Genomic DNA, 24075 nt, shown 5'->3' with positions numbered 1-24075 from the left:
TCTATTTTCTGCGTGTATAAACATTCATAACCGATATATGATCGGCCGATAATTCCAACAAAGAGCGGCGCCCATGAACCTCAGCAAGGTCGACCTGAACCTGTTCATCGTCTTCGATGCGATCTACACCGAAGCCAACCTGACCCGCGCCGGGCAGATCGTCGGTATTACCCAACCAGCGGTGTCAAACGCTCTCTCGCGCCTGCGCGAAACCTTCAACGACCCTTTGTTCGTGCGCACCGCCCAGGGCATGGTGCCCACCCCCATGGCGCAGAACATCATCGGCCCGGTGCGCAACGCGTTGGCGCTGCTGCGCACCTCGGTGCAGGAAAGCCGCATCTTCAACCCGCAGCAGGCCAACAAGACCTTCCGCATCAGCATGACCGACCTTACCGAAGCGGTGATCCTGCCCCCGCTGTTCCAGCGCCTGCGGCGGCTGGCGCCTGCGGTGTTGATCGAGAGCTTCCTGTGCAAGCGCCGCGAAACTACCAAGGAGCTGGCTGCAGGGCGCCTGGACTTCGCCGTCGACGCACCCTTGAACACAGATCCGCAGGTGCGCCATGTCAAGCTGATGCAGGACCGATACGTCTGCGCCCTGCGCCAGGGCCACCCGCTGGCCGACGCCAAACTCACCGTCGAGAGCTACCTGGGCATGACCCATATCCATATTTCCAGCCGTCGAAACGGCCTGGGTTATGTCGATCTGGCGCTAGGCAAAATGGGCGTGCAACGCAAGGTCGCCCTGCGCTCGCAACATTACCTGATGGCTTCACAGGTGCTGCAACAGACCGACATGGCGATGACCGTGCCAGAACGGTTTGCCCGTCGCCACCAATTGCGCTACCAGCCCTTGCCGGTGGAAGTGCCTGCGCTTGAAACGCACCTGTACTGGCATGAAAGCACCGACCAGGACCCGGCCAACCGCTGGATGCGCGAGCAGATCATCGAGTTGTGCCAACGGGTGGTAGCGGAAGAAGAACGGGCGCCGAAACCCGTGTGACCCCTCCGGCACCCTCTAAATGGCCTACGATCAACCGCCTTTGGAGAATATTTTTCTACAAAACCTGTTAAATCATGAAATCAAGGGCAAAAATTTTCGCAGCGCCGAGGGTACGCTTGCTGTCAGGATCGCCGAACCCGCGGCGACAGCGACGGACCCACCGCCATGCCCAGCTCCCCACTCTATTTCGACTACGCCGCCACCACACCGGTAGACGAGCGCGTCATCGAAACCATGCTCACCTGCCTCGGCCGCCAGGTGAACTTCGGCAACCCCGCCTCCTCCGGTCACGCCTACGGCCAGAGCGCCCGCGATGCCGTCGAGCAAGCTCGCCAGCAAGTGGCCGACTGCGTCGGGGCGAGCGCGCAGGACCTGGTCTGGACATCGGGCGCCACCGAGTCCAACAACCTTGCACTCAAAGGCATCGCCCAGGGCATGGGCCAGCCAGGCCACCTGATTACCAGTCAGCTCGAGCACAAGGCCGTGCTCGATACCGTCAGCGAACTGGAGCGCCAAGGGTGGGCAGTCACCCGCCTGGCACCGGACGCTGCCGGCCTGATTCAACCCTATGACGTACAAGCGGCCCTGCGCGACGATACCCGCCTGGTGTCACTGATGGCGGTCAACAACGAACTGGGCACCGTCACCGATTTCGCTGCCATTGGCGAACGTGTGCGCGCCCATGGCGCCCTGCTGCACGTGGATGCAGCCCAGGCGGTGGGCAAGCTGGCCATCGATTTGCGGGCGATGGCGGTAGACTTGATGTCGTTTTCTGCCCACAAGGTCTATGGGCCAAAAGGCATCGGTGCGCTGTATGTCGGGGCTCGCGCACGTGCCTTGATGCGTGCGCAGATTCACGGTGGTGGCCATGAGCGTGGGCTGCGCTCAGGCACCCTGCCTACCCATCAGATCGTTGGCATGGGCAGCGCCTTCGCCCTGGCCGGCCAGCCTGGCGACAGCGAGCACCAGCGCATCGAGCGGCTTGCCAGGCGGCTGCGCGAGGGGCTGCTGGCAGTGCCAGGGGTCAAGCTTAACGGCTGCGCCGACCAGCGCATTGCGCATACCTTGAACCTGTGTATCGAGGCCCCGGGCTTCAACAGCATGGCGCTGGCCGGTGAGCTGGCGCTGTCGACCACCTCGGCGTGCAATTCGGCGAGCCACGCGCCGTCGCATGTGCTGCTGGCGTTGGGGCTGGATGAGGCGCAGGCGCGCAAAAGCGTGCGCATGAGCATCGGGCGGTTTACCAGCGAAGCCGAGGTGGAAAAGGCGATCGAGGTGTTTGAACGCACAGTTGCGGGCGCTTCACCGGCCTTGTGGTGAACCCGGGCTTTACCGCCTGCTGAACCGGCCTCTTTGCGGGCAGGGCCGCGAAGAGGCCGGTACTGACGACGCTTGCCTTAAAGGAAGGTAAATACCTTCGCAACCGGCAAGCGCGATTTGTTCAGCCCGGCATTGAAGTCCGACTCGCTGCGATAACCCAGGCTCAGCAGCACCACACTGGTGTAACCCTGCTCACGCAGGCCCAGTTCGGCATCCATGATCTTGCTGTCGAAACCTTCGATCGGCGTTGCGTCCAGGCCATGGGCGGCAGCGCCGAGCAACGCAGTACCCAGGGCCAGGTAGGTCTGCTTCTCCATCCAGTGCTGCAGGTCTTTCTGATCGTAGCGGTGCAGGTTCACATAATGGCGACGGCTCTGGTTCTGGCCGGCACGGGCCTGATCATCACGAAAACGTCCGTCAGCCGCTTCCTGGTCGAGCACGGCGTCCAGGTGTGCTTCGGTCATGTCGGTGCGGGTGCAGAACACGATCACATGGGAAGCATCAAGGATCTTCGACGTGTTGTAGGCAAAACCGTCCAGCGTGCTCTTGGCCAGACGTGCCTTGCCCTCGGCGCTGTCGGCCACGATGAAGTGCCATGGCTGCGAATTGACCGAGGATGGGCTGTGGCGCAGCTGCTCGAGCAAGGCGTCGATGGTGGCCTGAGGGATCTTGCGGGCAGCATCGTACGCCTTGGTGGTGTAGCGGCGCTTGGCCAGAGAAACGGTATCCATGTTGCAACTCCTTAAGCGGAACGGGACGTGTGGCGCATATTATCTTTCCTACAAACCAGAAAAAGCGGCAAAATGCAGCAACACTTTCACCCATGGAGTGAAAATGCTCCGCATCGCCGACCTCGAACTGTTCGTGCGCAGCAGCGTACTGGGAAGTTTCACCGCCGCTGCCCACGAGGCAGACCTGCTGCCCGGGCAGGTCGCAGCCGCCATCAAACGCCTGGAGCGCGACCTGGACGTGCGCCTGTTCGCACGTACCACCCGCAGCCTGCGCCTGACAGCCGAGGGTGAGCTGTACCTGCCCACCGCGCTCAGCGTGCTGCAGAGCCTGCGCCAGGGCCGCGATAACCTGCACGGCGCGCACAGCACCCTGCGTGGGGTGCTGCAGGTGTCGGCGCCCTCGGACCTTGGCCGCAACATCCTGCTGCCGTGGTTGAGTGATTTTCGCCGTGAGCATCCTGAGCTGACCCTGCGGCTGCACCTGTCCGACCACGTTGCCGACCTGTTCCGCGACCCGGTGGACGTGGCCATACGTTATGGCCTGAACGAAGAAGCCAACTACATCGCCCTGCCACTGGCACCGTGGAATCGCCGCGTGCTGGTGGCCTCGCCGGCCTACCTGGCGCGTCATGGGCGGCCGCAGATGCTGGATGACTTGCAGCAGCACGCGTGCCTGCTTTACCTGCAACAGGGGCGAACCTACGACAAGTGGCGGCTGGGCAACCGTACCGTGCAGGTGAGCGGCCCGCTGTTCAGCGACGATGCCGATGTGGTGCGGCGCTGGGCCGTGCTCGGCGAGGGCATTGCCTACAAATCGTGGTTGGATGTCAGCGCCAATGTGGCGACTGGCGAGCTGGAAGTGCTGCTGCCGGAACACCCGGGCGAGCTGAGCCCGGTAACCTTGGTATGCCCACACCGCAAACAGCTGTCGCCTGCGGTATCGCAGCTGCACCTGTGGCTGCGGGAGCGTTTCGCGGCACAGCAGCCGCACTGAAGCCGGCTGTGCACAATTGTTCTAAACCCAGGCAGAGTTCTGCGTTAAGGTGAACTGCCCTACCCTCTGCAGCCTCGCCGCCATGCCCGACTGGATCGACCTCAAGCAAGACGCCGACACCGGCATCGAGTCGGTGCGTGCGCATTTCGTTGGCCACGCCTACGACCCGCACTGGCATGAGAGCTTTCTGGTCGGGGTCACCGAGCAGGGTGTGCAGCAGTTCAATTGCCGCCGTACACGCCATCACAGCACACCCGGGCAGGTGTTTCTGCTCGAGCCTGGCGACATTCACGACGGCGATGCGCCAACGGCAGAAGGCTTTACTTATTCGACCCTGTACCTGGAGCCAAAATGGCTTGAGGCCGAGCTACGCGTGCTGTTCGAGCAGGCGCCCAGTGACAGCCTGCCAAGCTTCGCCGATACGCTGTGCGATGATCGCCAGCTTGCCCGCGCAACTACCCTCGCCTTTCAGGCGGTGCATGGTGGCGAAATGCGCATCGTGCGGCAAACTGCCACCGATGACCTGCTCAGTTGCCTCACCGGCCACCTGCACTGGCGCAAGCGCTTGAACCCCGACCCGCGCCTGCCGCTGACGGCACAGCGGGCGCGCGACTACCTGCATGCCCACCTCGACCAAGACATCGGCCTGGACGACCTGGCACTGGCCTGCGGCGTGGACCGCTTCCGCCTGACCCGTGCGTTCAAGGCCGCATTCGGCCTGGCGCCGCACGCCTATCTGATCCAGCTGCGCCTGGCCCGTGCCCGGCGTTTGCTTGCCCAAGGCCAGACACCGACCGAAGTGGCCATGGCGCTCGGCTTTGCTGACCAGAGCCACCTGGGGCGCTGGTTCCGCCGTGCCTACCGGCTCACCCCAGCGGACTACCGGCGCCGCTGCTCAAACCTTCCAGACTGACACGCAGCGATCGCCGAGCATGGTGCCCTGTTCAATAGGAGCCGTTCACCATGTCGCATTCGTTGTTGCCGTTCATGCTCTTCGCCCTGGTCGCCAGTATCAGCCCCGGGCCTACCAACCTGCTGATCCTTGCCCATGGCGCACGGCAGGGCCTGCGCGCAAGCGTGGCGCCGATCCTGGCGGGTTGCGGCGCGGCGGCAGCGGTCGTGTTGCTGGTCGGCCTGGGCCTTGGTGACTTGCTGGTGCGTCACCCGCTGGCCCAGCAGGTGATGAGCTGGACCGGAGTGCTGTGGTTGAGCTGGCTGGCATGGCGCATTTTGCGCAGCGCGGGGCAGCCCCTGGATGTCAGCGCAGCCAAGCCTTTCGACGCCCTCAGCGCAGCGTCGCTGCAAGTGGTGAACCCGAAAGTGTGGATGATGGCTGTGGCGGTGATCGGCGTGTTTGCAGCGCCGTCGCTGCCGGTGTGGCAATTGGCACTGGTGTTTTTATTGATCGCCCTGCCGTGCATGACAACTTGGGCACTGTTGGGGGTAGGCAGTGCGCGCTGGCTGCAGGCGCCGGGGCGGTTGCTATGGTTCAACCGGGGGTTGGCGGGCATGTTGCTGGTGTCGGCCTGGGCTGCACTGCTTGGCTGAGTTGAAGGTGGGCTGTACCGGCCCTGTCGGCAACTGCCGACGATAGGGCCGGTAACGTCAATCAATGACTCAGGGCCTCGCGAAAGCGCCGGGTACTGGCCATTGCCAGCAGCAAGCCGACCACCGCCACACTGCCGCCGGCCCACCCGACAGAGGCCACCCCCATCTGGCTGCTGACGATACTGCCCAGCAACGCCCCACCGCCAATGCCGATGTTATAGATGCCCGAGAACAGCGCCATCGCCACGTCCGTGGCATCGGACGCCAGCTTCAGGGTCTTGGACTGCAGCGACAGGCTGAAGCTCAGGATCGCGACTCCCCAGAACATGCTCAGCCCGGCAAACAGATAGAAGTTGCTCGCCAGCGGCAACAGCAGCAGCAGGCAAGCCGCCAGCAAGCCGATCGAGCCTACCAGCAGGCCATGCGGAAAGTGGTCGCTGTAGCGGCTGAACAGCACCGAGCCAAACACCCCTGCACCGCCGAACAGCAGCAGCAACAACGTGATGCGCTCACCACTGATCTGTGCCACCTGCAGGGCAAACGGCTCAATGTAGCTGTACGCCGTGAATTGCGCAGTGATCACCAGGGTCACCAGCACATACGTGATCACCAGTGCAGGGCGTTTGAACAGGATCGGCAAGCTGCGCAGCGAACCGGAGTTCTGGCTGGGCAGCAGCGGCAGCGATTTCATCAGGCAAAGCATGGTGGCCAGCGCCACTCCGGCAATGCTGAGGAAGGTGACCCGCCAGCCCAGCGCCTCGCCCACCACGCGCCCCAGCGGGATGCCCAGGACCATTGCCAGGGTCGTACCGGTAGCCAGCAAGCCCAACGCCTTGGCCTGCTGGCCTGGCGGCGCCACACGCACCGCAAGCGAGGCGGTGATGGACCAGAACACGGCATGCGCCAGGGCGATGCCGATGCGGCTCAGCAGCAGCATGGCAAAACTTTGCGACAGCCACGACAGCAGGTGGCTGACCACGAACACCAAAAACACGAACAACAGCAGGCGTCGACGCTCGATGTTGCGCGTGAGCAGCATCATCGGCAGCGAGGCCAAGGCCACCACCCAGGCATAGATGGTCAGCATCAGGCCGACCTGAGCGGTGCTCATGTCGAAACTGCGGCCGATGTCGCTGAGCAGCGCCACCGGGACGAACTCAGTGGTGTTGAAGATGAAAGCCGCGAGGGCCAGGGCGATCACACTCAGCCAGCTGCCGCCACCGGTGGTTGGCGCAAGGTTGGTGGGGACAGGTCCGTTCATGGGGCGAATTCTATTCTCCGCAGGCAAGGCGAAAGGACGCGCGTCAGGGGCCAAGTATCGGCCGCGCTGAGGCACGGGTTTGTTATTGGAGGGAATGCCGGCATGGTACGCGTCAACAGCGCGCCTCACAACCAGACGCGCAGACGTGCGCAGGGGAATGGGCGCAGCCCCCAGACCAGATCGCCCATCTGGTCTGGGGGGCAATGCTTGGCTGGGATGGGTCAGCCCTGCAGCGTCGCCATGTCGATGACGAAACGGTACTTCACATCACCGGCGATCATGCGCTCGTAAGCCTGGTTGATATTGCGGATATCCAGCATCTCGATATCGCAACGGATATCGTGCTCGGCACAGAAATCCAGCACTTCCTGGGTCTGGGCGATACCACCAATCAGCGAGCCGGCCAGCACTCGGCGCTTCATCACCAGGTTGGCCGCGTGCAGCGCCGGGTCGATCGGCTCGATCAGGCCCACCAGGATATGCACGCCATCGAACTTCAGCGTCTCCAGGTACGGGTTCAGGTCGTGCTGCACCGGAATGGTGTCGAGCAGGAAGTCGAAGCGGCCGGCAGCGGCGCGCATCTGCTCGGCATCGGTGGACACGATCACATGGTCGGCGCCTTGGCGACGGGCTTCCTCGGCCTTGGCCTGCGAGCGGGTGAACAATGTCACTTCAGCGCCCAACGCCTTGGCCAGCTTGATACCCATGTGCCCCAGGCCGCCCATGCCAAGGATGCCGACCTTGTGGCCAGGGCCGACGCCATGGTGCTTGAGCGGCGAATAGGTGGTGATACCGGCGCAGAGAATCGGCGCCGCGCTGGGCAGGTCCATCCCGGCCGGGATGCGCACCACAAAGTGCTCGCTGACCACGATGCTGCTGGAGTAACCGCCCATGGTATTGCTGCCATCGACCCGGTCCGGGGTGGCGTAGGTCATGGTCGGGCCTTCCAGGCAGTATTGCTCCAGGTCCTTGGCACAGGCCTCGCAGTGGCGGCAGGAATCGACCATGCAGCCAACGCCGACCAGGTCACCGACCTTGTGCGCCGATACCTTCTCGCCCACCGCGGTGACGCGGCCGACGATCTCGTGCCCGGGCATCAGCGGGTACACGGCAATGCCCCACTCATTGCGGGCCTGATGGATGTCGGAGTGGCAAACGCCACAGTAGAGGATCTCGATGGCGACATCGTCCGGGCGCGGGCTGCGACGCTCGAAGGTCATGGGTGCCAAGGGGCTGGTCGGGGTTTGGGCGGCGTAACCGATAGCAGTGTACATACAAGACCTCAGGTGAAAGTGAAACGATTCAGTCGATACATTTTCCGCATCCTCGCCCTCCCCGGCCACAGCAGATCCTCCGAGGTGAATGCCTGATTCTCCGAACCTGGCCAGAGCCACCTGGCGCCAAGCCTCAAATCTGAGATGATGCAAGTGTCTGATTCTCTGCCCATGGTCCATCATGCAACTGACCCGCCACGTCGACGCCAACGCCACGCTGTGCGCCCTGATCCGCAGCCTGGCCACACGCCCGGGCTTCGTGCCCACTCATCTGCCACAGGTCCAGGTTTTGAGCTGGGACCATTACGTGGCCAGCAGCCCGCAGATCTACGAGCCCAGCCTGATGATCCTGGCCCAGGGCAGCAAGCTGGCGCGCCTTGGCCCGCGCACCCTAGAGTACGGCGCCGGGCATTACCTGGTGCAGGCGCTGTCGGTGCCGTTCATGTGCGAAACCTTCGCCACCGCCGAAGCGCCGTTGCTGGGCGTGGCTGTGGACATCGACCGTGGCGTGCTGGGTGAACTGGTACAGAGCATGGCGTTGGCGCCTGACCCCGCAGTGCAGGCGCAGACACCGCAGTCGATGACCTCGGCAGCGCTGGATGTGCCCATGCGCGAATGCGTCGAGCGGCTGTTACGCTGCCTGCAGGACCCGATAGACGCCAAGGTGCTCGGGCCGGCGCGGGTGCGCGAGGTTCTGTACACCGCACTGCGTGGGCCCCAGGCCGGGGTGTTGCGGGCGCTGGTCGAGCAGCAGGGGCACTTCGCGCGCATCGGCGCCGCCCTCGCTCACCTGCGTGAACACTACACCGAGCCGCTGAGCGTCGAGGCATTGGCTGCGCGGGCGAACATGAGCGTGTCGACCTTCCACGAGCACTTCAAGCGCTGCACCGACATGGCGCCGATGCAGTACCTCAAGCGCCTACGGCTGCTCAAGGCGCAACAGATGCTGATCGGCGAAGGGCTGGGCGTGGCGCAGGCGGCGCACCGGGTGGGCTATCAGAGCACCTCACAGTTCAGCCGCGAGTACAAACGCCAGTTTGCCCGTAGCCCGGGGGATGAGCAGGCCTATCAGAGTTTGCCTGCCTGACTGTACGGGCGACAAGCGGGCCCAGCCAAGGCCGTCGACCAAGACATCGATACGCGCTGAACCCGCTTCACGCTGTCAACGGCCACTGCGCCAGCGGCAGGTACTGGCCTTTGCGCGACTCGTAGAGCGCGAAGTACCGGGCGACGATGAAGAAGTCGGGCGCCACGCTGGCCTCGGGCGCCTGGCCGCGAAAGTCCCGTGACAGGGTCAGGTGTGGCCGGTAATCATGGGCCTGCTCGGCAAAGCCCATGGGCAGCAGTGCCTGCTGCAGCCCATAGGCCAGCTGGCGCAGCGCAGCCGGGGCCTGCTGCGGCTCGAGCACCAGCACGTTTGCCCGCGGCCAGACCTTGAGCTGATCGAGCAGCAGGCGCAGGGGTGCATCAGGGCGCGCCAGGTTGTCCACCGCAGCGCAAATCGCCGGTACCTGCGCTGCATCCACATCGCCTAGAAACATCAGGGTCAGGTGGAAGTTCGCACTGGGCACCGGTTTGCCACTACGCAGCTGGAGGCCACGCCGCCACTGGCCTATCGCACGCTGCTGGGCGTCGGTTACCGGCAGGGCGAAAAACAGCCGTTTGAAGGGGGCGCCACTGCGGCGCGGGTCCTGAACCATGCGTGCTCCTTTACCTTAAACGTTTGCGCAAACTGCGGCCATTACACCTTGGTCGGCCGCAAATCTCGCCAACCTCGGTACAAACTATCTGTACAAACTCCCCCCATGATTGTTTATGCTGGCGGGCTTATGCCATGGCGCATGGCCATTTTTCGACAAGTAATCGTCCATGAAAATTGCACTCGTACTGATCTTTGCCCTCTCGATCGCCTATGTTCATCTGCGCGGTCGGGTACGCCACAAGCTCACCCGCCAATTGGGTGACCACTCCAGTTTCCTGGCCCCGGTCAACAGCTTCCTTTACCTGTTCTCCAGGCACCCGGCCAAACCCTATCTGCCGGTAGAAGCGTTCCCCGAGCTGCAGCCGCTCAAGGACCACTGGCAGGAAATCCGCCAGGAGGCCCAGCAGTTGCTGCATGTGGGCGAGATCAAGAAGTCCGATAATTACGACGACGTTGGCTTCAACTCCTTCTTCAAGACCGGCTGGAAGCGCTTCTACCTGAAATGGTACGGCGAAAGCCACCCGTCTGCGATGAACCTGTGCCCGCGCACCACCGAGTTGCTGCAGGGCATCGGCACGGTCAAGGCAGCCATGTTCGCGACCCTGCCGCCGGGCGCCAAGCTGGTGCGCCACCGCGACCCTTATGCCGGCTCCTATCGCTACCACCTGGGCCTTGACACACCGAACGACGATGGCTGCTACATCGATGTGGATGGCGAGAAGTATTCCTGGCGTGACGGCGAAGCCGTGGTGTTCGACGAGACCTACATCCACTACGCCGCCAACACCACCGAGCACAACCGGATCATTCTGTTCTGCGACATCGAGCGCCCGCTGAAATACCGCTGGGCGACTGCGTTCAACCGCTGGTTCAGCCGCAATGTGATGGCTGCCGCGGCAGCGCCGAACAATGCCAATGACAAGACTGGCGGCATCAACCGCCTGTTCACCCGGATCTACAAGATTCGTGAACGGGGCAAGGCACTGAAAAAACGCAACCGCATGCGCTACTACCTGGAGAAGTGGCTGGTGGTGGCGGCCTTGGTGCTGGCCTTCATCTATATCTGAGCAGGCCGGGAGCCTTTTGCCGCCATGATCCACATCCGCCCCATGACGCCCGAGGACTTCGAGCGTTTCTGGCCCACCTTCCAGGCCGTTGTCCAGGCCCGCGAAACCTACGCCTACGACCCTGCCCTGAGCTTCGAACAGGCACGCCAGCTATGGCTGGAGCTGCCTTTGCACACGCTGGTGGCCGAGCAGGACGGTGAGTTGCTGGGGGCATACTACCTCAAGGCCAATGCCGCCGGCCCCGGTGCCCATGTTGGCAATTGCGGCTACATGGTCGCCGAAGCCGCCCGTGGTCGCGGCGTGGCCAGGCTGATGTGCGAACACTCACAGAAACTGGCGCGTCAGGAAGGCTTCCTGGCGCTGCAGTTCAACTCGGTGGTGGCCAGCAATGAAGTGGCCGTGGCGCTATGGCACAAACTGGGCTTCGAGACCGTCGGCCGCTTGCCCAAGGCTTACCGCCACGCCCGCCTGGGCCTGGTGGACTGCCTGGTGATGTACAAATGGCTGGCCGACGAGCCGGTAGTGGAAAAACCGCCGCTGCTGATTGGCCGCAAGAACATCGAGGCGCGCGTGTCGCGGCGGCGTGGCCGCTAAACGCGTTGATACCCTGGCCGGCGCCACCGGATTTGCACTTTTCTGCGAACCCGTGGCATAGATGCGGGTCAACGCCTGTATGTGACCGTCTGCGCCACTCAAGGAGCCCCTGCATGAGCAAGTCCCCCTATGTTCCGCCCAAGGTCTGGCGCAATGAGTCAGCCTCTGGCGGCCAGTTCGCCAGTATCAACCGCCCGATCGCCGGCCCTACCCACGACAAGGCGCTGCCTGTTGGCAAGCACCCGTTGCAGCTGTACTCGCTGGCAACCCCCAACGGCGTGAAAGTCACCATCCTTCTTGAAGAACTGCTGGCCCTGGGCCACAGCGGCGCCGAGTACGACGCCTGGTTGATCCGCATCGGCGAAGGCGACCAATTCTCCAGCGGGTTCGTTGAGGTCAACCCCAACTCGAAGATCCCCGCCCTGCTCGATCGCAGCGTCGAGCCACCGGTTCGGGTATTCGAATCGGGTTCGATCCTGCTGTACCTGGCCGAGAAATTCGCAGCCTTCCTGCCCACCGGTGCGGCCGCGCGTACCGAAACCCTGAACTGGCTGTTCTGGCAGATGGGTTCGGCGCCTTATCTGGGTGGGGGCTTTGGCCACTTCTACGTGTATGCCCCGGAAAAGTTCGAATACGCCATCAACCGGTTCACCATGGAAGCCAAGCGCCAGCTGGATGTGCTTGAGCGGCGCCTTGCGCAAAGCCGCTACCTGGGTGGCGATGAGTACAGCATTGCCGATATCGCCGTATGGCCGTGGTATGGCCAACTGGTGCGCGGCAACCTGTATGGCGCAGCAGAGTTCCTTGCCGTGCATGAATACCCGCAGGTGCAGCGCTGGGCCGAAGAAATCGCGCAGCGGCCGGCCGTGCAGCGGGGCACCCGGGTCAACCGCACCTGGGGAGATGAAGCCAGCCAGGTGCCCGAGCGCCATTGGGCGGCAGATCTGGATTAAGCGCGTATGGGCCGCCAAGCGGCCCTTTGCCCAGCAAGCCGGCAGCCGCAGGGCCAGACAATGCCCCGCTGCAAAAAACCATTTGCCCCTGCGCAAACCTGCTTCCGCCCAGCCCTTCTTGTACACTCCTCGCAAAAGCCCCCACCTGCACAAATTTTGGTGAAAGCATGATCGAGGTAACCGAGGTTTCCATTGCCGAGCTGCGCGACGCGCTCGAAAAGGGCCGCACGACGGCGGTCGAGCTGGTCAAGGCCTACCTGGCGCGCATCGATGCCTACGATGGAGCCGATACCCCCACCGCGCTGAACGCGGTGGTAGTCCGCAATCCAGAGGCGCTCAAGGAGGCCGAGGCTTCCGACGCGCGCCGCGCCCGTGGCGAACTGCTCGGCCCGCTCGATGGCATCCCTTACACCGCCAAGGACAGCTACCTGGTCAAGGGCCTGACCGCTGCATCCGGCAGCCCGGCGTTCAAAGACCTGGTGGCCCAGCGCGACGCGTTCACCGTCGAGCGCCTGCGCGCCGGCGGCGCCATCTGCCTGGGCAAGACCAACATGCCGCCCATGGCCAACGGTGGCATGCAGCGCGGCGTCTACGGCCGTGCCGAAAGCCCGTACAACGCCGACTACCTGACCGCACCGTTCGCCTCCGGTTCATCCAACGGTGCCGGCACCGCCACCGCTGCCAGCTTCAGCGCCTTCGGCCTGGCCGAGGAAACCTGGTCCAGTGGCCGTGGCCCGGCCTCTAACAACGGCCTGTGCGCCTACACCCCATCGCGCGGGGTCATTTCGGTACGCGGCAACTGGCCGCTGACACCGACCATGGACGTGGTAGTGCCCTACGCCCGCACCATGGCCGACCTGCTGGAAGTGCTGGATGTGGTGGTTGCCGACGATGCCGACAAGCGTGGCGACCTCTGGCGCCTGCAACCTTGGGTGCCAATCCCGGCCGCCTCTTCGGTACGCCCGGCGTCCTACCTGGACCTGGCGGTTGACGCCAGCGCGCTCAAGGGCAAGCGTTTCGGCGTACCGCGCATGTACATCAACGCCGACCCCGAGGCCGGTACGTCCGAGAAACCTGGCATCGGTGGCCCGACCGGCCAGCGCATCAACACCCGTGCCACGGTCATCGACCTGTGGCAACAGGCGCGCCAGGCCTTGGAAGCAGCGGGCGCTGAAGTGGTTGAAGTGGACTTCCCACTGGTCTCCAACTGCGAAGGCGATCGGCCCGGCGCACCGACCGTTTACAACCGCGGTATCGTCAGCAAGGCGTTCCTGCATGACGAGCTGTGGGAACTGTCCGGCTGGGGCTTCGACGACTTCCTGCGTGCCAACAACGACCCCAAGCTCAACCGCCTGGCCGATGTCGACGGCCTGCAGATCTTCCCCCACGACCCAGGCACCCTGCCCAACCGTGAGGACGATCTGGCTGCCGGCATGGACGAGTACGTCAACATGGCCAAACGCGGCCTGAAGCGCTGGGACCAGATCGAAACCCTGCCCGACGGCCTGCGCGGGCTGGAAAAGACTCGCAAGCTGGACCTGGAAGACTGGATGGACGCCCAAGGCCTCGATGCGGTGCTGTTCCCGACCGTGGCCGACGTTGGCCCGGCCGATGCCGACGTGAACCCGGCCTCGGCGGACATCGCATGGAGCAACGGCATCTGGGTAGCCAACGGCAACCTCGCCATCCGCCACCTGGGCGTACCGACCGTCACCGTGCCAATGGGCGTGATGGCTGACATCGGCATGCCGGTGGGGCTGACCTTCGCCGGGCGTGCCTACAGCGACAATGCGCTGTTGAGTTTTGCGGCAGCCTTCGAAGCGACCGGCTCACGCCGCATGATCCCGCCACGGACACCGGCGCTGGGGTGATGGTCGCCTGACAGGCCAATTTCTTGCGCACCCTTGAGATCGAGCGCCGCACCGGCGCTCGACTCGCGCAGCACCGCAAACCGCAGGTCAACATCCCAACGACCACACAAGCCTCTGGACTATTTCTCGATACAGAAGCTCGCCACCAATCGACGCAACTCCCCCGAACGCCCATCCAGCTTTTCACACACTCCCAACGTCTGCTCTTGGCCCGCCTGCACATGCTGATTGAGCGTGACGATTTCGCCCACTTCGCGACCGATCGACTCGACCACTGCACGTTGCTGATCCGTGGCGGCAGCGACGGACTGGTTCATGTCATCGATATCGGCCAGACGCCCAATCACTGCATCAATACCCTCGCAGGCCTGAGCGATGACGTGAACGCTGCGCTCGGCGTGCTGGTGGCTGGCTACCATCGAGGCGATCGACGCTTGGGCGCCGACCTGCAGCGATTCGATCATGGCATGGATCTCCTGGGCCGACCTTTGGCTGCGATGTGCCAGTTGACGCACCTCGTCCGCCACCACCGCGAAACCTCGGCCAGACTCCCCTGCTCGCGCAGCTTCAATGGCTGCGTTGAGCGCCAGCAAATTGGTTTGTTGGGCGATGCTGTGAATCACTTCGAGGATGCGGCCGATGGCTTCGGTCTGGCCGCCCAATTGCTCCATGCTCGCGCGGGCGGTTTCAACTTGCGCCGCGAGCGCACCAAGTGCCGTGGAACCATCGCTGAGAATACGCTGGCCCTGCTCGGCCTGGTTGCGCGCCGCAGCACTTTGCACCGAAACATTGGCGGCGTTGCCGGCGATTTCCTGGGCGGCGGCACCCAATTGCTCGATGGCAGCGGCAACCGTGTCGCTGCGCTGCACCAGTTCGCTTGACTGGCGCAGGGTAGCCTGGCTGGCCTGGACCACGCTGCGCGCACCTTCATCGACGCCGACACTGCCATTGGCGACCAGCCCGATGGTGCGCTGCATGCGCTCGACGAAAAGGTTGAACGCCTGGGCCAACTGGGCCAGCTCGTCCCGGCCGGTGGCAGGCAGGCGCTGGGTAAGGTCGCCTTCACCGGCGGCGATATCCTGCATGGCGACGATCATGCGCAGCAGCGGCTTTAGCAGCAAACGCAGCAGCACACCAAGGGCGAGCATCACCAGCAGCACTGACACCAGCATGGCGATCAACGCCGAACCACTGAAGTCGCGCAGTTGCTGGTAAGCAAGGTCACGATCCACCGAAAGCCCGACATACCAGTCAGCACCCGGCAGCCCCGGTACCGGGACGAAGGTATCGATGCGAACCTGGCCATTCACCTCGTGCTCTTGCAGGTCACGACTGACTTTCAGGGGTTGCGCCGGGTCCAGTTCGTTGAGACGACGGTTGATCAGGTCAGTCTGGGGATGCACCAGGATCTTTCCAGCGCCATTGACCAGATAGGCATAGCCTTTGCCCTGCAGGTCGACGCTGCCGATGATCTGGACCAGCGTATCGATCGGCATTCCCGCGCCCACCGCCCCAAGCAATTCGCCGGCACGCACCACCGGGGCAGCGGCGGCCATGATCATTTCCTGGGTAGCGGCATTGACATAAGGCTCGGTGAGGACGCTGTCGTTGCGCGCCTGCACACGCTGGTACCAATCGCGCTGGCGAGCATCATAACCGGCGGGCATATCTTGCTGCGGGCGAATGCTGAAACTGCCATCGGCGCGCGCCAGGTACACCATGTTGAAGGTGTTTTTCAGCACATCCTGGCCGAAGGCCTGCTCGACGGCGGCTTCGCGGGTATCGGCGGCCAAGCGCTGTGCCAGGCTTTCCACCAGCAGCACTCGCCCGCCAAGCCAGTTGTGAACGCTGTCGGCGGCCAGGGCGCCAACCTCGCGCAGCTGGCTTTGCAGCTCTCGGGCCAGCAGGCGCTTTTGCCAGATGTAGTTGTACAGGGTGAACGAAGCGAAGGCGCTGACCACGACCAGGGCAGCGGCCAACAGAATCTTGTGGCTGAATTTCATCATCAAGGCTCTAAAAGGGCCGCGCAGTAAACCCTGCGCGGCCAAACACGCTCTACGCCATTCGCGGCCCCAGGAGCGCGAGGACGCGAATGCAGGCAGAGTCTCAGGCGACCCGCCCTCCCAGGTACAGTTCGCTGACTTGCGGGTCGTACATCAGCTCCCGAGCATTGCCGGTCAACGCCACACTGCCCATCGACAGCACATAGGCGCGGTCGGAGATGCGCAGCGCCTCCATCGCGTTCTGCTCCACCATCAGGATGGTCACGCCTTCCTGGTCGCGGACCTGCTGGATGGCTTCGAACACTTCCAGCAGCACTTTGGGCGACAGGCCCGCCGAGGGTTCATCGAGCAGCAGCAGGCTGGGCCTGGGCATCAGCGCCCGGGCCAGGGCAAGGATCTGCCGCTCACCACCGGACATGGACGCCGCGGGTGCGTTGAACTTCTTTGCCAGGATCGGGTAGGCCGAGCACAGTTCATCGATACGTCGCTGGTTGTCCTGGGGGCGCTGGTAGTGCCCGCCCACGTGGAGGTTTTCGCGGATGCTCAGGCTGGCGAACACGTTGTCGGTCTGCGGCACGAAGCCAAGCCGGCAGCGGCGGATCTTCTCGTGCACCGGTACCCGCGACACGTCCTGCCCCTGCAGCAGGACCTGCCCCTTGCGCGGCAGCAGGTAACCGGCGATGGTCTTGAGCAAGGTGCTCTTGCCGCAACCATTGGGGCCCAACAAGGTAACGATTTCCTTCTGTTCGGCATGCAAAGTCATGCCGCGCAGGATGTCCACCTCGGCGGTGTAGCCGGCGACGACGTCCTTCACTTCAATCATGGCGCGTTCTCCTCGATGGCTTGCGGGCTATGACGGCCACCCAGGTAGGCCTGGATCACCCGCGCGTTGGAGGCCAGCTTGTCCGGCCTGCAACTGGCGACGATCTCGCCGCGGTCCAGCACCACGCAGCGGCTGCAGGCGTCGCGGATGAAGTGCATGTCATGCTCGACGATCACCAGCGTCATGCCCTGGGCATTGAGGCGCTTGAGCGCTTCCACCAAGTCACGGCGCAGGTTGGGGTGCACCCCGGCGGTAGGCTCGTCGAGCAGCACCAGCTCAGGCTCGCCCATCAAGGCACAGACAATGCCCAGCAGTTTCTTCTGCCCACCCGACAGCGCCGAAGCCGGCAGGTCGCGCACAGGGCTGAGCAGCAACTCATCGATCAGCCGCTCGGCCTTGGCCCGCGCCTGCTCCTCCGCCCGGCGCAGCGCCGGTAGGCCGAGCAGCGTGGCGAACACACCGTGCTGGCGGGTGCAGGCTGCCATCGCCACCTCGATGACCGACATCTTGGTGGGCATGGAAGGCAGCTGGAAAGTCCGGGCAATGCCGTGGCGGACGATACGGTGGGCCTGCAACCGCTCGATACGCCGTGCTCCCAGCGCAATGGCGCCGCCATCCACCGCTTCAAAACCCGTGATGCAGTTGAGCAAGGTGCTTTTGCCGGAGCCGTTGGGCCCAAGCAGGCCGACGATTTCGCCGCGCTGCACGTTGAAGCTCACGTCACGCAGCACCTGGTTGCCGCCAAAGGCCTTGGCTACCGATTGCACATTGAGCAGGTATTCGCGCGAAGCACTCATGCGATCTTCCTTACTTTTTCAGGGATCAGACCTTCGCTGCGCCACATCAGGCAGGCCAGCAGGATCGCGCCGATCAGGCCCAGGCGCAGGGCGCCGGCAAGGTCGGAATCAAAGCCCAGGTAATCCTTGGCGAAAGGCACCAGGCTGTAGGCGGCCTGTACCAACAACACCCCCAGCAGCACGCCGCGCAGGTTGCCCAGGCCACCGATCATCAACATGGTCCAGAGCAGGAAGGTCTCGGAGGCGAGCAGGTAGTCAGGGCCGACATAACTCATGAAGTGGGCGTACAGCGAACCGGCGATGGCGGTTAGCGCAGCGCTGGCCATGATCGCCCGCGACTTCAGCGAGGTCAGGTCATACCCCATGCAGGCGGCCAGTTGCGGTTCCTCGCGCATCAGCCGCAGGGCACGGCCGAAACGGCCATCGGCAAGCCGCTGGCAGAGCAGCGTGGCGATCCCCAGCAGCACCAGCATCATCACCAGAAAGCCCACACCGTCGAACAGCGTAGGGATCGCGCCGATGCCTTGCGCCCCACCGGTAAGCCAGCCCTCGTTGGTCGCCACCACGCGCAGGATTTCGGCAATTGCCAGGGTGGCGATACCCCAGTAGTCCGAAGCCAGCTTGCGCCCCAGGCGGGCCACGCACCCGCCCAGACCCATGGCCAGAAGCACACCAAAGGCCATGCCGAGCCATGGCGAATAGCCAGCCTGGACCGCGATGCCGGTGGCGTAGGCGCCCAGGCCGGCGAAGGCGATGTGCCCGAAATTGAGCAGGCCGCCATAGCCGGCCTGCAGGTTGAGCCCCAGTGCCATCAGGCCATAGAGGCTGGCGAAGGTGAGCGCGGAAACAAGGAAATCAAACACGGCGCACCTCCCGGTCGAACAGGCCGTAGGGCTTGAACAGCAATGCCAGTAGCAGGATCAGGAACGCAGCGCCGCTGATGTAGGACACCGGCAGGAAGGCCATTTCCCGGCCCACCAGCCAACCGAAGTTCAGGTTGGTGACCAGGGTTTCGGTGAAGGCGATCAACAAGGCGCCGGCGACCGCACCCATGGGGTTGCCAAGGCCACCGAGGATGGCCGCAGCGAACACCGGCAGGAGCAGGTCATGCCCCAGGTTGATGTGGGCACCGGTGGACAATGCCAGCAGGCCGCCGCCAAGACCTGCGATGGCACCACTGGCGAAGGTCACCATCAGGGTGATCCGGGCAGCGTGCAGGCCGCTGGCGTTGGCCAGTGCCGGGTTGCCGGCCAGCGCGCGCATGGCACGCCCCAGACGGGTATGGAACAGTGCCACGGTGAACGCTGCCAGCAGAACGAGGGTGGTGGCGAAGAAGTACAGCTGGGTGTGGGTGATGCGCGCATCGCCCAACAGGATCGGCGCCTTCAGGGGTAGCTCGAACATCCGCGGGAAGGTACCCGCGCTGCCCTGGAGCGCGGCGACCAGCAGCATGGCGATGGCCAGCGAGCCGATCATGGCGATGGCCGGGCCACTTTTGAGCAGGCGCTGAAACACCAGGCGCTGCAGCACCAGGGTCAGGACACCGACCAGCAGTGCAGCAAACAGCAAGGCCAGCGGCAAGGGCACGCCGGCGGCATCCAGACCATAGGTCAGGTACGCACCAAGCATGGCGTACTGTACGTGGGCGATATTGGGAAACTTGACCAGGCCATACACCAGGCTGAGGCCGAAGGCGATCAGCGCCAGGTCGGTTGCCCGCAGCAAGGTATCGATCAGGAACTGCAACATGGAAAACACTCCGCAAGAGCAGGCACAAGCCCGCCCGGCGAACCGGGCGGGCGTATCGCGTACTTATCGAGGTACGACTTTGCCGCCGTCATACTTGAGCTTGGCGTAGGGCGGGTCGAGCCGCTGGCGGCCGTCGTCGAAGGCGACTGTGCCAGTCACGCCGTCATAGCCCTTGCCCACTTCCTTGAGCGCAGCCTGTACTGCGGCCGGCTCGGTGCTGCCGGCCTTTTCGATCGCCTTGGCCGCCATCAGCACAGCGTCGTAGGCATAGCCGGTGTAGGAGGTTTTCATGCCTTCCTTGTATTTGGCGGCGAAGGCATCGGCGTAGGCCTTGCCGGTCGGGCCAACGAACGACCCAACCTCCATCCCCAACTGGCCCTGGGCGATGTTGGCCGGCGTGTCCGACAGGCTCATGGACAACAGGATCGCGTACCACGGCTGTTCACGCAGCCCCAGCTCCAGTGCCTCGCGGTTGATGACCGCAGACTCCTGCCCATAGGCGGTGTAGATGTATGCGTCCGGTTTGCTGCGGGCGATCTGTTGCAGTTCGCGGCGGTAGGTTGACTGGCCGGCGGTGTAGAGCGTCTCGTTGACGATCTTGCCGCCGAGCTTTTCGAACTCGGCGCGAAAACCGTGTGCTACGCCCTGACCGTAGGCATTGTTCGGTGCCAGGACGGCGACGTTACGAAAGCCCAGGTCCCAGGCATCCTGGGAAGAAAACTTATTGCCCTTGTCTTCCAGGCCGATCAGGTTGAACGAGCTACTGCCCAGGTCGCGGATCTTCACGCTGGTGCTGGCGATGTTGATATGCACCACGCCCTCTTTCACCAGATACTGGCCCATCGGGATGCTGATACCCGACGAGTATTCGCCGATCACCACCGGCACCTTGTCGACGCTGACCAGCTTGCGTGCGGCGTTGATGGCGGTGGTGGGATTGCCGCCGGAATCTTCGACGATGACCTGGAATGGCTTGCCGAGCACACCACCGTCGGCGTTGACCTTGTCTTCAGCCAGCTTCACGGCGCGGCGCACGTCTTCGCCAACGGTGGCGTTGGCGCCCGTCAGGGAGAGCACGGCGCCCATCTGCACAGCGTCAGCGGCAGACGCGAACGGCGCGGCCGTGGCCAGGGTAAATAACATCGAAGTCGAAATAAGCATGGAGCGGAACTTGAAAGGCATAACTGTCTCCTTGGAATGATCGTGACGGCGTCGCCGTCGCTCACTGCGTCATGCAGCCCCCTGCGCCAGCGGGGCAAAACAGCTCAAGCACCGATGCTCCCTGAGTCGCTCGTGGCAAATCACGGACGCACCGCTCCGGTCCTCCCGAGGGTTGCGGGAGGAGGAAAAATTCATTGCATCGCTTCGAAGCCCTTACCAGATAGGCACGGTGTAACTGACGGTCAGGCGGTTGTGATCGATATCGCCCAGCACGTCGCTGCGCAGTACGCCGTTGCGCCAGGCGACGCCCACGCCTTTCAATGGCCCGCCTTGCACCACATAGCTCAGTACGATGTCGCGCTCCCACTCTTCACGGTCGGAACCAACGGCAGTCTTGATCTGGTCGCCCTTGAGCCAGGTGACGCTGGCGTTCAGGCCTGGTACGCCGAGCGCGGCGAAGTCGTAGGCGTAGCCGCCCAGGATGGTGCGCTCACCCGCGTAGGTGAAGTTCTGCACCAGGCTGTCGGTGATCACATAAGTGCTGGTGCCGCCGGCGCCCTCGTTGGCCAGGCCACCCTGGTTCAACTGGGTGAAGACGCTGTCGTCCGACACCTGCTGGTAACCCAGGGTCAGGGCATGGCCGCTCAGGGCGTAGGTGAACTTGGCGCTCCAGGTCGAGTTGTCCAGTTCGCCATCGTTGCCGCTGGCATTGGTCGATGCCAGGTAGCCTGCAGCACGGTCGGCATTCTTGCCATCAGAGGTGGTGCGGAAGTAGCGCAGGTCGGTCTTGAGCACGCCGGGGCCCAGTGCCAGGCTGTGCAACGCACCGAGGAAGTGCTGGTCGTAATAATCTTCGAGGTTGGCGAAGTAATACTGCAGGGTCAGGTCCTTGATGCCTTTGTAGTCGCCCCCGGCAAAACGCAGATGGTTGCTTTCCTGGCTACCGCCGGCGATCGACATGCCGGTGAAGTTGCTCGACATACGGCCCACCACATGCTCGATCTGGCCGCCAGTGAGGGTCAGGTTGTCGATCTCGTTGCTAGTGATCTGCCCGCCTTCGAACAGCTGCGGCAGCATGCGGCCGTCGTTCGACCAGAGGATGGGCAGCTTCGGCGTGAGGATGCCATAGCGGGCCTCGGTCTTGGACAGGCGTACCTTGCCGGTCAGGCCACCGCGGCTGAAGTTGTCCACGGCCTCGCCGTCGCTGTCGGCCGGGAAAATGGACCGCGCACCCGGTGCATCGAGCTTCACGCCGAGGGTGTAGGTGGCATCTGCCCCGAAGCCGACCAGCCCCTGGGTGAAACCGGACTGCACGTTGAGCAGGAAGGCCTGGCCCCACTCGTCCTGAGTCTGGGTATCGGTGTCACGGAAATCGTGGTTGAAATAGAAGTTGCGTAGCTCCAGCTTTGCCGTGCTGTCTTCGATGAACCCTGCGGCAAGTGCCTGCCCGCCGAAACTCCCCATGGCCGCAAGAATGGCCAGATTCAATAGTTTTCTCTTCATGTGAAGCGACTCTCCCTTGTGTATTGCTTTTATTAGGACGCACGCCACCGCGGGGCTGCCATGGCAAGGCAGGCCCGGGGAACGGATACGGAGTGGCGACAGATAGAACCCGGAGCGCGCAGGCTCCGGTCATTGCATTCAGGAAGCGCGAGCGCCGCCTTGAATTTCGTCGTCTTTGCGACGTTTACCAACGGACAGGATGGCGACCAGCGAGATGGCTACGGTTGCCAGCATGTACAGGGCCACCGGCTGCCAGTCGCCCTTGTACTCGGACAGCAGCCAGGTTGCGATCAGTGGAGCCGTGCCGCCCGCCAGTGCAGCGCCCAGCTGGTAGCCCAGGGTGATGCCGGTGTAGCGCACGCGGGTGGAGAATATTTCCGAAGACAAGGTGCCGAGCACGGCGGTTACCGGCGCCCAGAGCACGCCGAAGCCGATGACGGTGGCGACGGTGATGCCCCATTGGGTGCGGGTATCGAGCAGCATGAAATACGGCACGATGTACAGCGCAATGGCCAGGATGCCGCCGATGTACACGCGCTTGCGGCCGATGCGGTCAGACAGCCAGCCCATGACCGGGATCAGCAGCGAGGCCACCAGGGCACCGATCATCACGGCGTTCAACGCCGAGACTTTCTGGTAGCCGAGGTTGTTTACCGCATAGCTGACCACGAAGGTCGAGAAGATATAGAACGGCGCCGTCTCGACCACTTTCAGGCCCGCAGCGATCAGCACTTCACGCCAGTGATTGCGCAGCGTCTCCACCACCGGCATTTTCGAAACGTTACCGCTGGCCTTGGCTTTCTTGAAGTCCGGGGTTTCGTCGAGGCCGTGGCGGATCCACAGGCCGAGGAACACCAGGCCGGCGCTCAGCACGAAGGGCACACGCCAGCCCCAGGACAGGAAGTCTTCCTCGGGCAGCATCGCCATCAGGCTCACGGCCATGGTGGCGAGCAGCATGCCGAGGGTCACGCCCACTTGCGGCACGCTGCCGAACAGGCCCTTGCGGTTGGCCGGTGCGTATTCATAGGCCAGCAACAGAGCCCCACCCCACTCGCCTCCAATGCCAAGGCCCTGGACCACCCGCAGCAGGATCAACAGGATCGGTGCCCAGACGCCGATATGTTCATAAGTAGGCAGGCAGCCGATCAACACGGTTGCGCCCCCCATCAGCGACAACGTGATGACCAGAGTTTTCTTGCGCCCGATGCGGTCGCCGATATGGGCAAACAGTACGCCGCCAATAGGCCGAATAAAGAACGTCAGGGAAAACGACAAGTAAGCCAGTAACAGCCCAACGACCGGATCGAAGTTAGGAAAGAACAGTTTGTTGAACACCAGCGCGGCGGCTGTTCCGTAAAGAAAGTAGTCGAACCACTCGATCGAACTGCCTGTGAGGCTGGCGACCAACGCGCGGCGACGGGTCTTGGCCGATTGCGCCTCGGCGAGGGAATTGCTCATGTGTTATGCCTTATTTTTTTTGGTTGGGCCACAATGACCCAAGTATCACTGGGTAGCACCGATCCTAGTTTTCATCGGGCACAAGGTGCAACCACACATTTTGCTATAGGTATAACAAAATGGGTGAATGAGACCAAAATGCACCATTGCAGTGCGCGCCATGCACGTGCCAAACGTTTGCTGCCTTGGGCCGGCACATAATTATTTTTATTGAACAAACATCCAATAAAGTTCATTGGAACTATTGGGTTGCACTAGGTTGCACC

The 24075-nt window shown here is 63.4% G+C and carries 22 protein-coding genes; 10 read left to right on the top strand and 12 right to left on the bottom strand.

The window, feature by feature from the left end:
* Window positions 1-73: 73 nt before the first annotated feature.
* Window positions 74-1000: a LysR family transcriptional regulator gene (locus IWW33_RS21795; protein WP_174141864.1), complete on the top strand. Its 927-nt coding sequence runs from the start codon at window positions 74-76 to the stop codon at window positions 998-1000.
* Between the two features lie 165 nt (window positions 1001-1165).
* Window positions 1166-2320: an aminotransferase class V-fold PLP-dependent enzyme gene (locus IWW33_RS21790; protein ID WP_174141863.1), complete on the top strand. Its 1155-nt coding sequence runs from the start codon at window positions 1166-1168 to the stop codon at window positions 2318-2320.
* A 77-nt stretch (window positions 2321-2397) separates the two neighbouring features.
* Here the strand turns inward: IWW33_RS21790 and nfsB are convergent, their stop codons facing one another.
* Entirely contained in the window at window positions 2398-3051 is a 654-nt protein-coding gene (gene nfsB, locus IWW33_RS21785) for an oxygen-insensitive NAD(P)H nitroreductase (RefSeq protein WP_174141862.1), read from the bottom strand.
* A gap of 103 nt (window positions 3052-3154) precedes the next feature.
* Here nfsB and IWW33_RS21780 point away from each other — a divergent pair, with 103 nt between their 5' ends.
* The 3 genes from IWW33_RS21780 (at window position 3155) to IWW33_RS21770 (ending at window position 5593) form a co-directional block, all read left to right on the top strand.
* The gene (locus tag IWW33_RS21780; RefSeq protein WP_119687264.1) at window positions 3155-4045 is read left to right on the top strand and encodes a LysR family transcriptional regulator; all 891 of its coding nucleotides are present in this window, start codon (window positions 3155-3157) and stop codon (window positions 4043-4045) included.
* An 82-nt stretch (window positions 4046-4127) separates the two neighbouring features.
* On the top strand, window positions 4128-4958 hold the full coding sequence (locus IWW33_RS21775; RefSeq protein ID WP_174141861.1) for an AraC family transcriptional regulator: 831 nt from the start codon (window positions 4128-4130) through the stop codon (window positions 4956-4958).
* 50 nt (window positions 4959-5008) lie between these two features.
* Window positions 5009-5593, top strand: a complete 585-nt coding sequence (locus IWW33_RS21770; RefSeq protein WP_115274500.1) for a LysE family translocator — start codon at window positions 5009-5011, stop codon at window positions 5591-5593.
* Window positions 5594-5654: 61 nt separating this feature from the next.
* On the opposite strand, the gene IWW33_RS21765 is transcribed toward IWW33_RS21770, so the two are convergent.
* Together IWW33_RS21765 and calA are read right to left on the bottom strand one after the other, a co-directional pair.
* The gene (locus IWW33_RS21765; RefSeq protein WP_046785789.1) at window positions 5655-6854 is read right to left on the bottom strand and encodes a sugar transporter; all 1200 of its coding nucleotides are present in this window, start codon (window positions 6852-6854) and stop codon (window positions 5655-5657) included.
* A 221-nt stretch (window positions 6855-7075) separates the two neighbouring features.
* On the bottom strand, window positions 7076-8128 hold the full coding sequence (gene calA, locus IWW33_RS21760) for a vanillin reductase (protein WP_125923797.1): 1053 nt from the start codon (window positions 8126-8128) through the stop codon (window positions 7076-7078).
* 181 nt (window positions 8129-8309) lie between these two features.
* Between calA and IWW33_RS21755 the strand changes: the two genes are divergently transcribed.
* Complete coding sequence (locus IWW33_RS21755) at window positions 8310-9215, top strand: AraC family transcriptional regulator (protein ID WP_119687267.1); 906 nt, start codon at window positions 8310-8312, stop codon at window positions 9213-9215.
* A gap of 67 nt (window positions 9216-9282) precedes the next feature.
* Here IWW33_RS21755 and thpR read toward each other — a convergent pair whose 3' ends face one another.
* Complete coding sequence (thpR, locus tag IWW33_RS21750; protein ID WP_119687268.1) at window positions 9283-9828, bottom strand: RNA 2',3'-cyclic phosphodiesterase; 546 nt, start codon at window positions 9826-9828, stop codon at window positions 9283-9285.
* Window positions 9829-9997: 169 nt separating this feature from the next.
* Between thpR and lpxO the strand changes: the two genes are divergently transcribed.
* From lpxO to IWW33_RS21730, 4 genes are all read left to right on the top strand, one after another.
* Window positions 9998-10897: a lipid A hydroxylase LpxO gene (gene lpxO, locus IWW33_RS21745; RefSeq protein ID WP_046785785.1), complete on the top strand. Its 900-nt coding sequence runs from the start codon at window positions 9998-10000 to the stop codon at window positions 10895-10897.
* 24 nt (window positions 10898-10921) lie between these two features.
* On the top strand, window positions 10922-11491 hold the full coding sequence (locus tag IWW33_RS21740) for an N-acetyltransferase (RefSeq protein WP_115274496.1): 570 nt from the start codon (window positions 10922-10924) through the stop codon (window positions 11489-11491).
* A 113-nt stretch (window positions 11492-11604) separates the two neighbouring features.
* A complete protein-coding gene (yghU, locus tag IWW33_RS21735; protein ID WP_046785783.1) occupies window positions 11605-12444 on the top strand; it encodes a glutathione-dependent disulfide-bond oxidoreductase in 840 nt (279 codons plus the stop codon).
* Between the two features lie 167 nt (window positions 12445-12611).
* Window positions 12612-14315 (top strand): amidase, encoded by a 1704-nt coding sequence (locus IWW33_RS21730; RefSeq protein ID WP_119687270.1) that lies wholly within the window; start codon window positions 12612-12614, stop codon window positions 14313-14315.
* A 119-nt stretch (window positions 14316-14434) separates the two neighbouring features.
* On the opposite strand, the gene IWW33_RS21725 is transcribed toward IWW33_RS21730, so the two are convergent.
* From IWW33_RS21725 to IWW33_RS21690, 8 genes are all read right to left on the bottom strand, one after another.
* Window positions 14435-16321, bottom strand: a complete 1887-nt coding sequence (locus IWW33_RS21725) for a methyl-accepting chemotaxis protein (protein WP_174141860.1) — start codon at window positions 16319-16321, stop codon at window positions 14435-14437.
* Window positions 16322-16421: 100 nt separating this feature from the next.
* The gene (locus tag IWW33_RS21720) at window positions 16422-17141 is read right to left on the bottom strand and encodes an ABC transporter ATP-binding protein (protein WP_174141859.1); all 720 of its coding nucleotides are present in this window, start codon (window positions 17139-17141) and stop codon (window positions 16422-16424) included.
* On the bottom strand, window positions 17138-17938 hold the full coding sequence (locus IWW33_RS21715; protein WP_174141858.1) for an ABC transporter ATP-binding protein: 801 nt from the start codon (window positions 17936-17938) through the stop codon (window positions 17138-17140). The genes IWW33_RS21720 and IWW33_RS21715 overlap by 4 nt, the downstream gene beginning before the upstream one ends.
* The gene (locus IWW33_RS21710) at window positions 17935-18801 is read right to left on the bottom strand and encodes a branched-chain amino acid ABC transporter permease (protein ID WP_039601573.1); all 867 of its coding nucleotides are present in this window, start codon (window positions 18799-18801) and stop codon (window positions 17935-17937) included. Before IWW33_RS21710 ends, IWW33_RS21715 begins: the two co-directional genes overlap by 4 nt.
* On the bottom strand, window positions 18794-19687 hold the full coding sequence (locus IWW33_RS21705) for a branched-chain amino acid ABC transporter permease (protein ID WP_115274489.1): 894 nt from the start codon (window positions 19685-19687) through the stop codon (window positions 18794-18796). Before IWW33_RS21705 ends, IWW33_RS21710 begins: the two co-directional genes overlap by 8 nt.
* 63 nt (window positions 19688-19750) lie before the next feature.
* The gene (locus tag IWW33_RS21700; RefSeq protein WP_119687274.1) at window positions 19751-20869 is read right to left on the bottom strand and encodes an ABC transporter substrate-binding protein; all 1119 of its coding nucleotides are present in this window, start codon (window positions 20867-20869) and stop codon (window positions 19751-19753) included.
* A 192-nt stretch (window positions 20870-21061) separates the two neighbouring features.
* Window positions 21062-22351 carry an OprD family porin gene (locus tag IWW33_RS21695; RefSeq protein WP_115274487.1) on the bottom strand — a complete coding sequence of 430 codons (1290 nt, stop codon included), beginning with the start codon at window positions 22349-22351 and terminating at the stop codon, window positions 21062-21064.
* 138 nt (window positions 22352-22489) lie between these two features.
* The gene (locus IWW33_RS21690) at window positions 22490-23809 is read right to left on the bottom strand and encodes an MFS transporter (RefSeq protein WP_119687276.1); all 1320 of its coding nucleotides are present in this window, start codon (window positions 23807-23809) and stop codon (window positions 22490-22492) included.
* Window positions 23810-24075 lie beyond the last annotated feature (266 nt).

Origin of the sequence: Pseudomonas sp. M2, from assembly GCF_015751845.1 — a bacterium.
GTDB classification, from domain to species: domain Bacteria; phylum Pseudomonadota; class Gammaproteobacteria; order Pseudomonadales; family Pseudomonadaceae; genus Aquipseudomonas; species Aquipseudomonas putida_E.
This window is presented reverse-complemented; position numbering and strand designations above follow the sequence as displayed.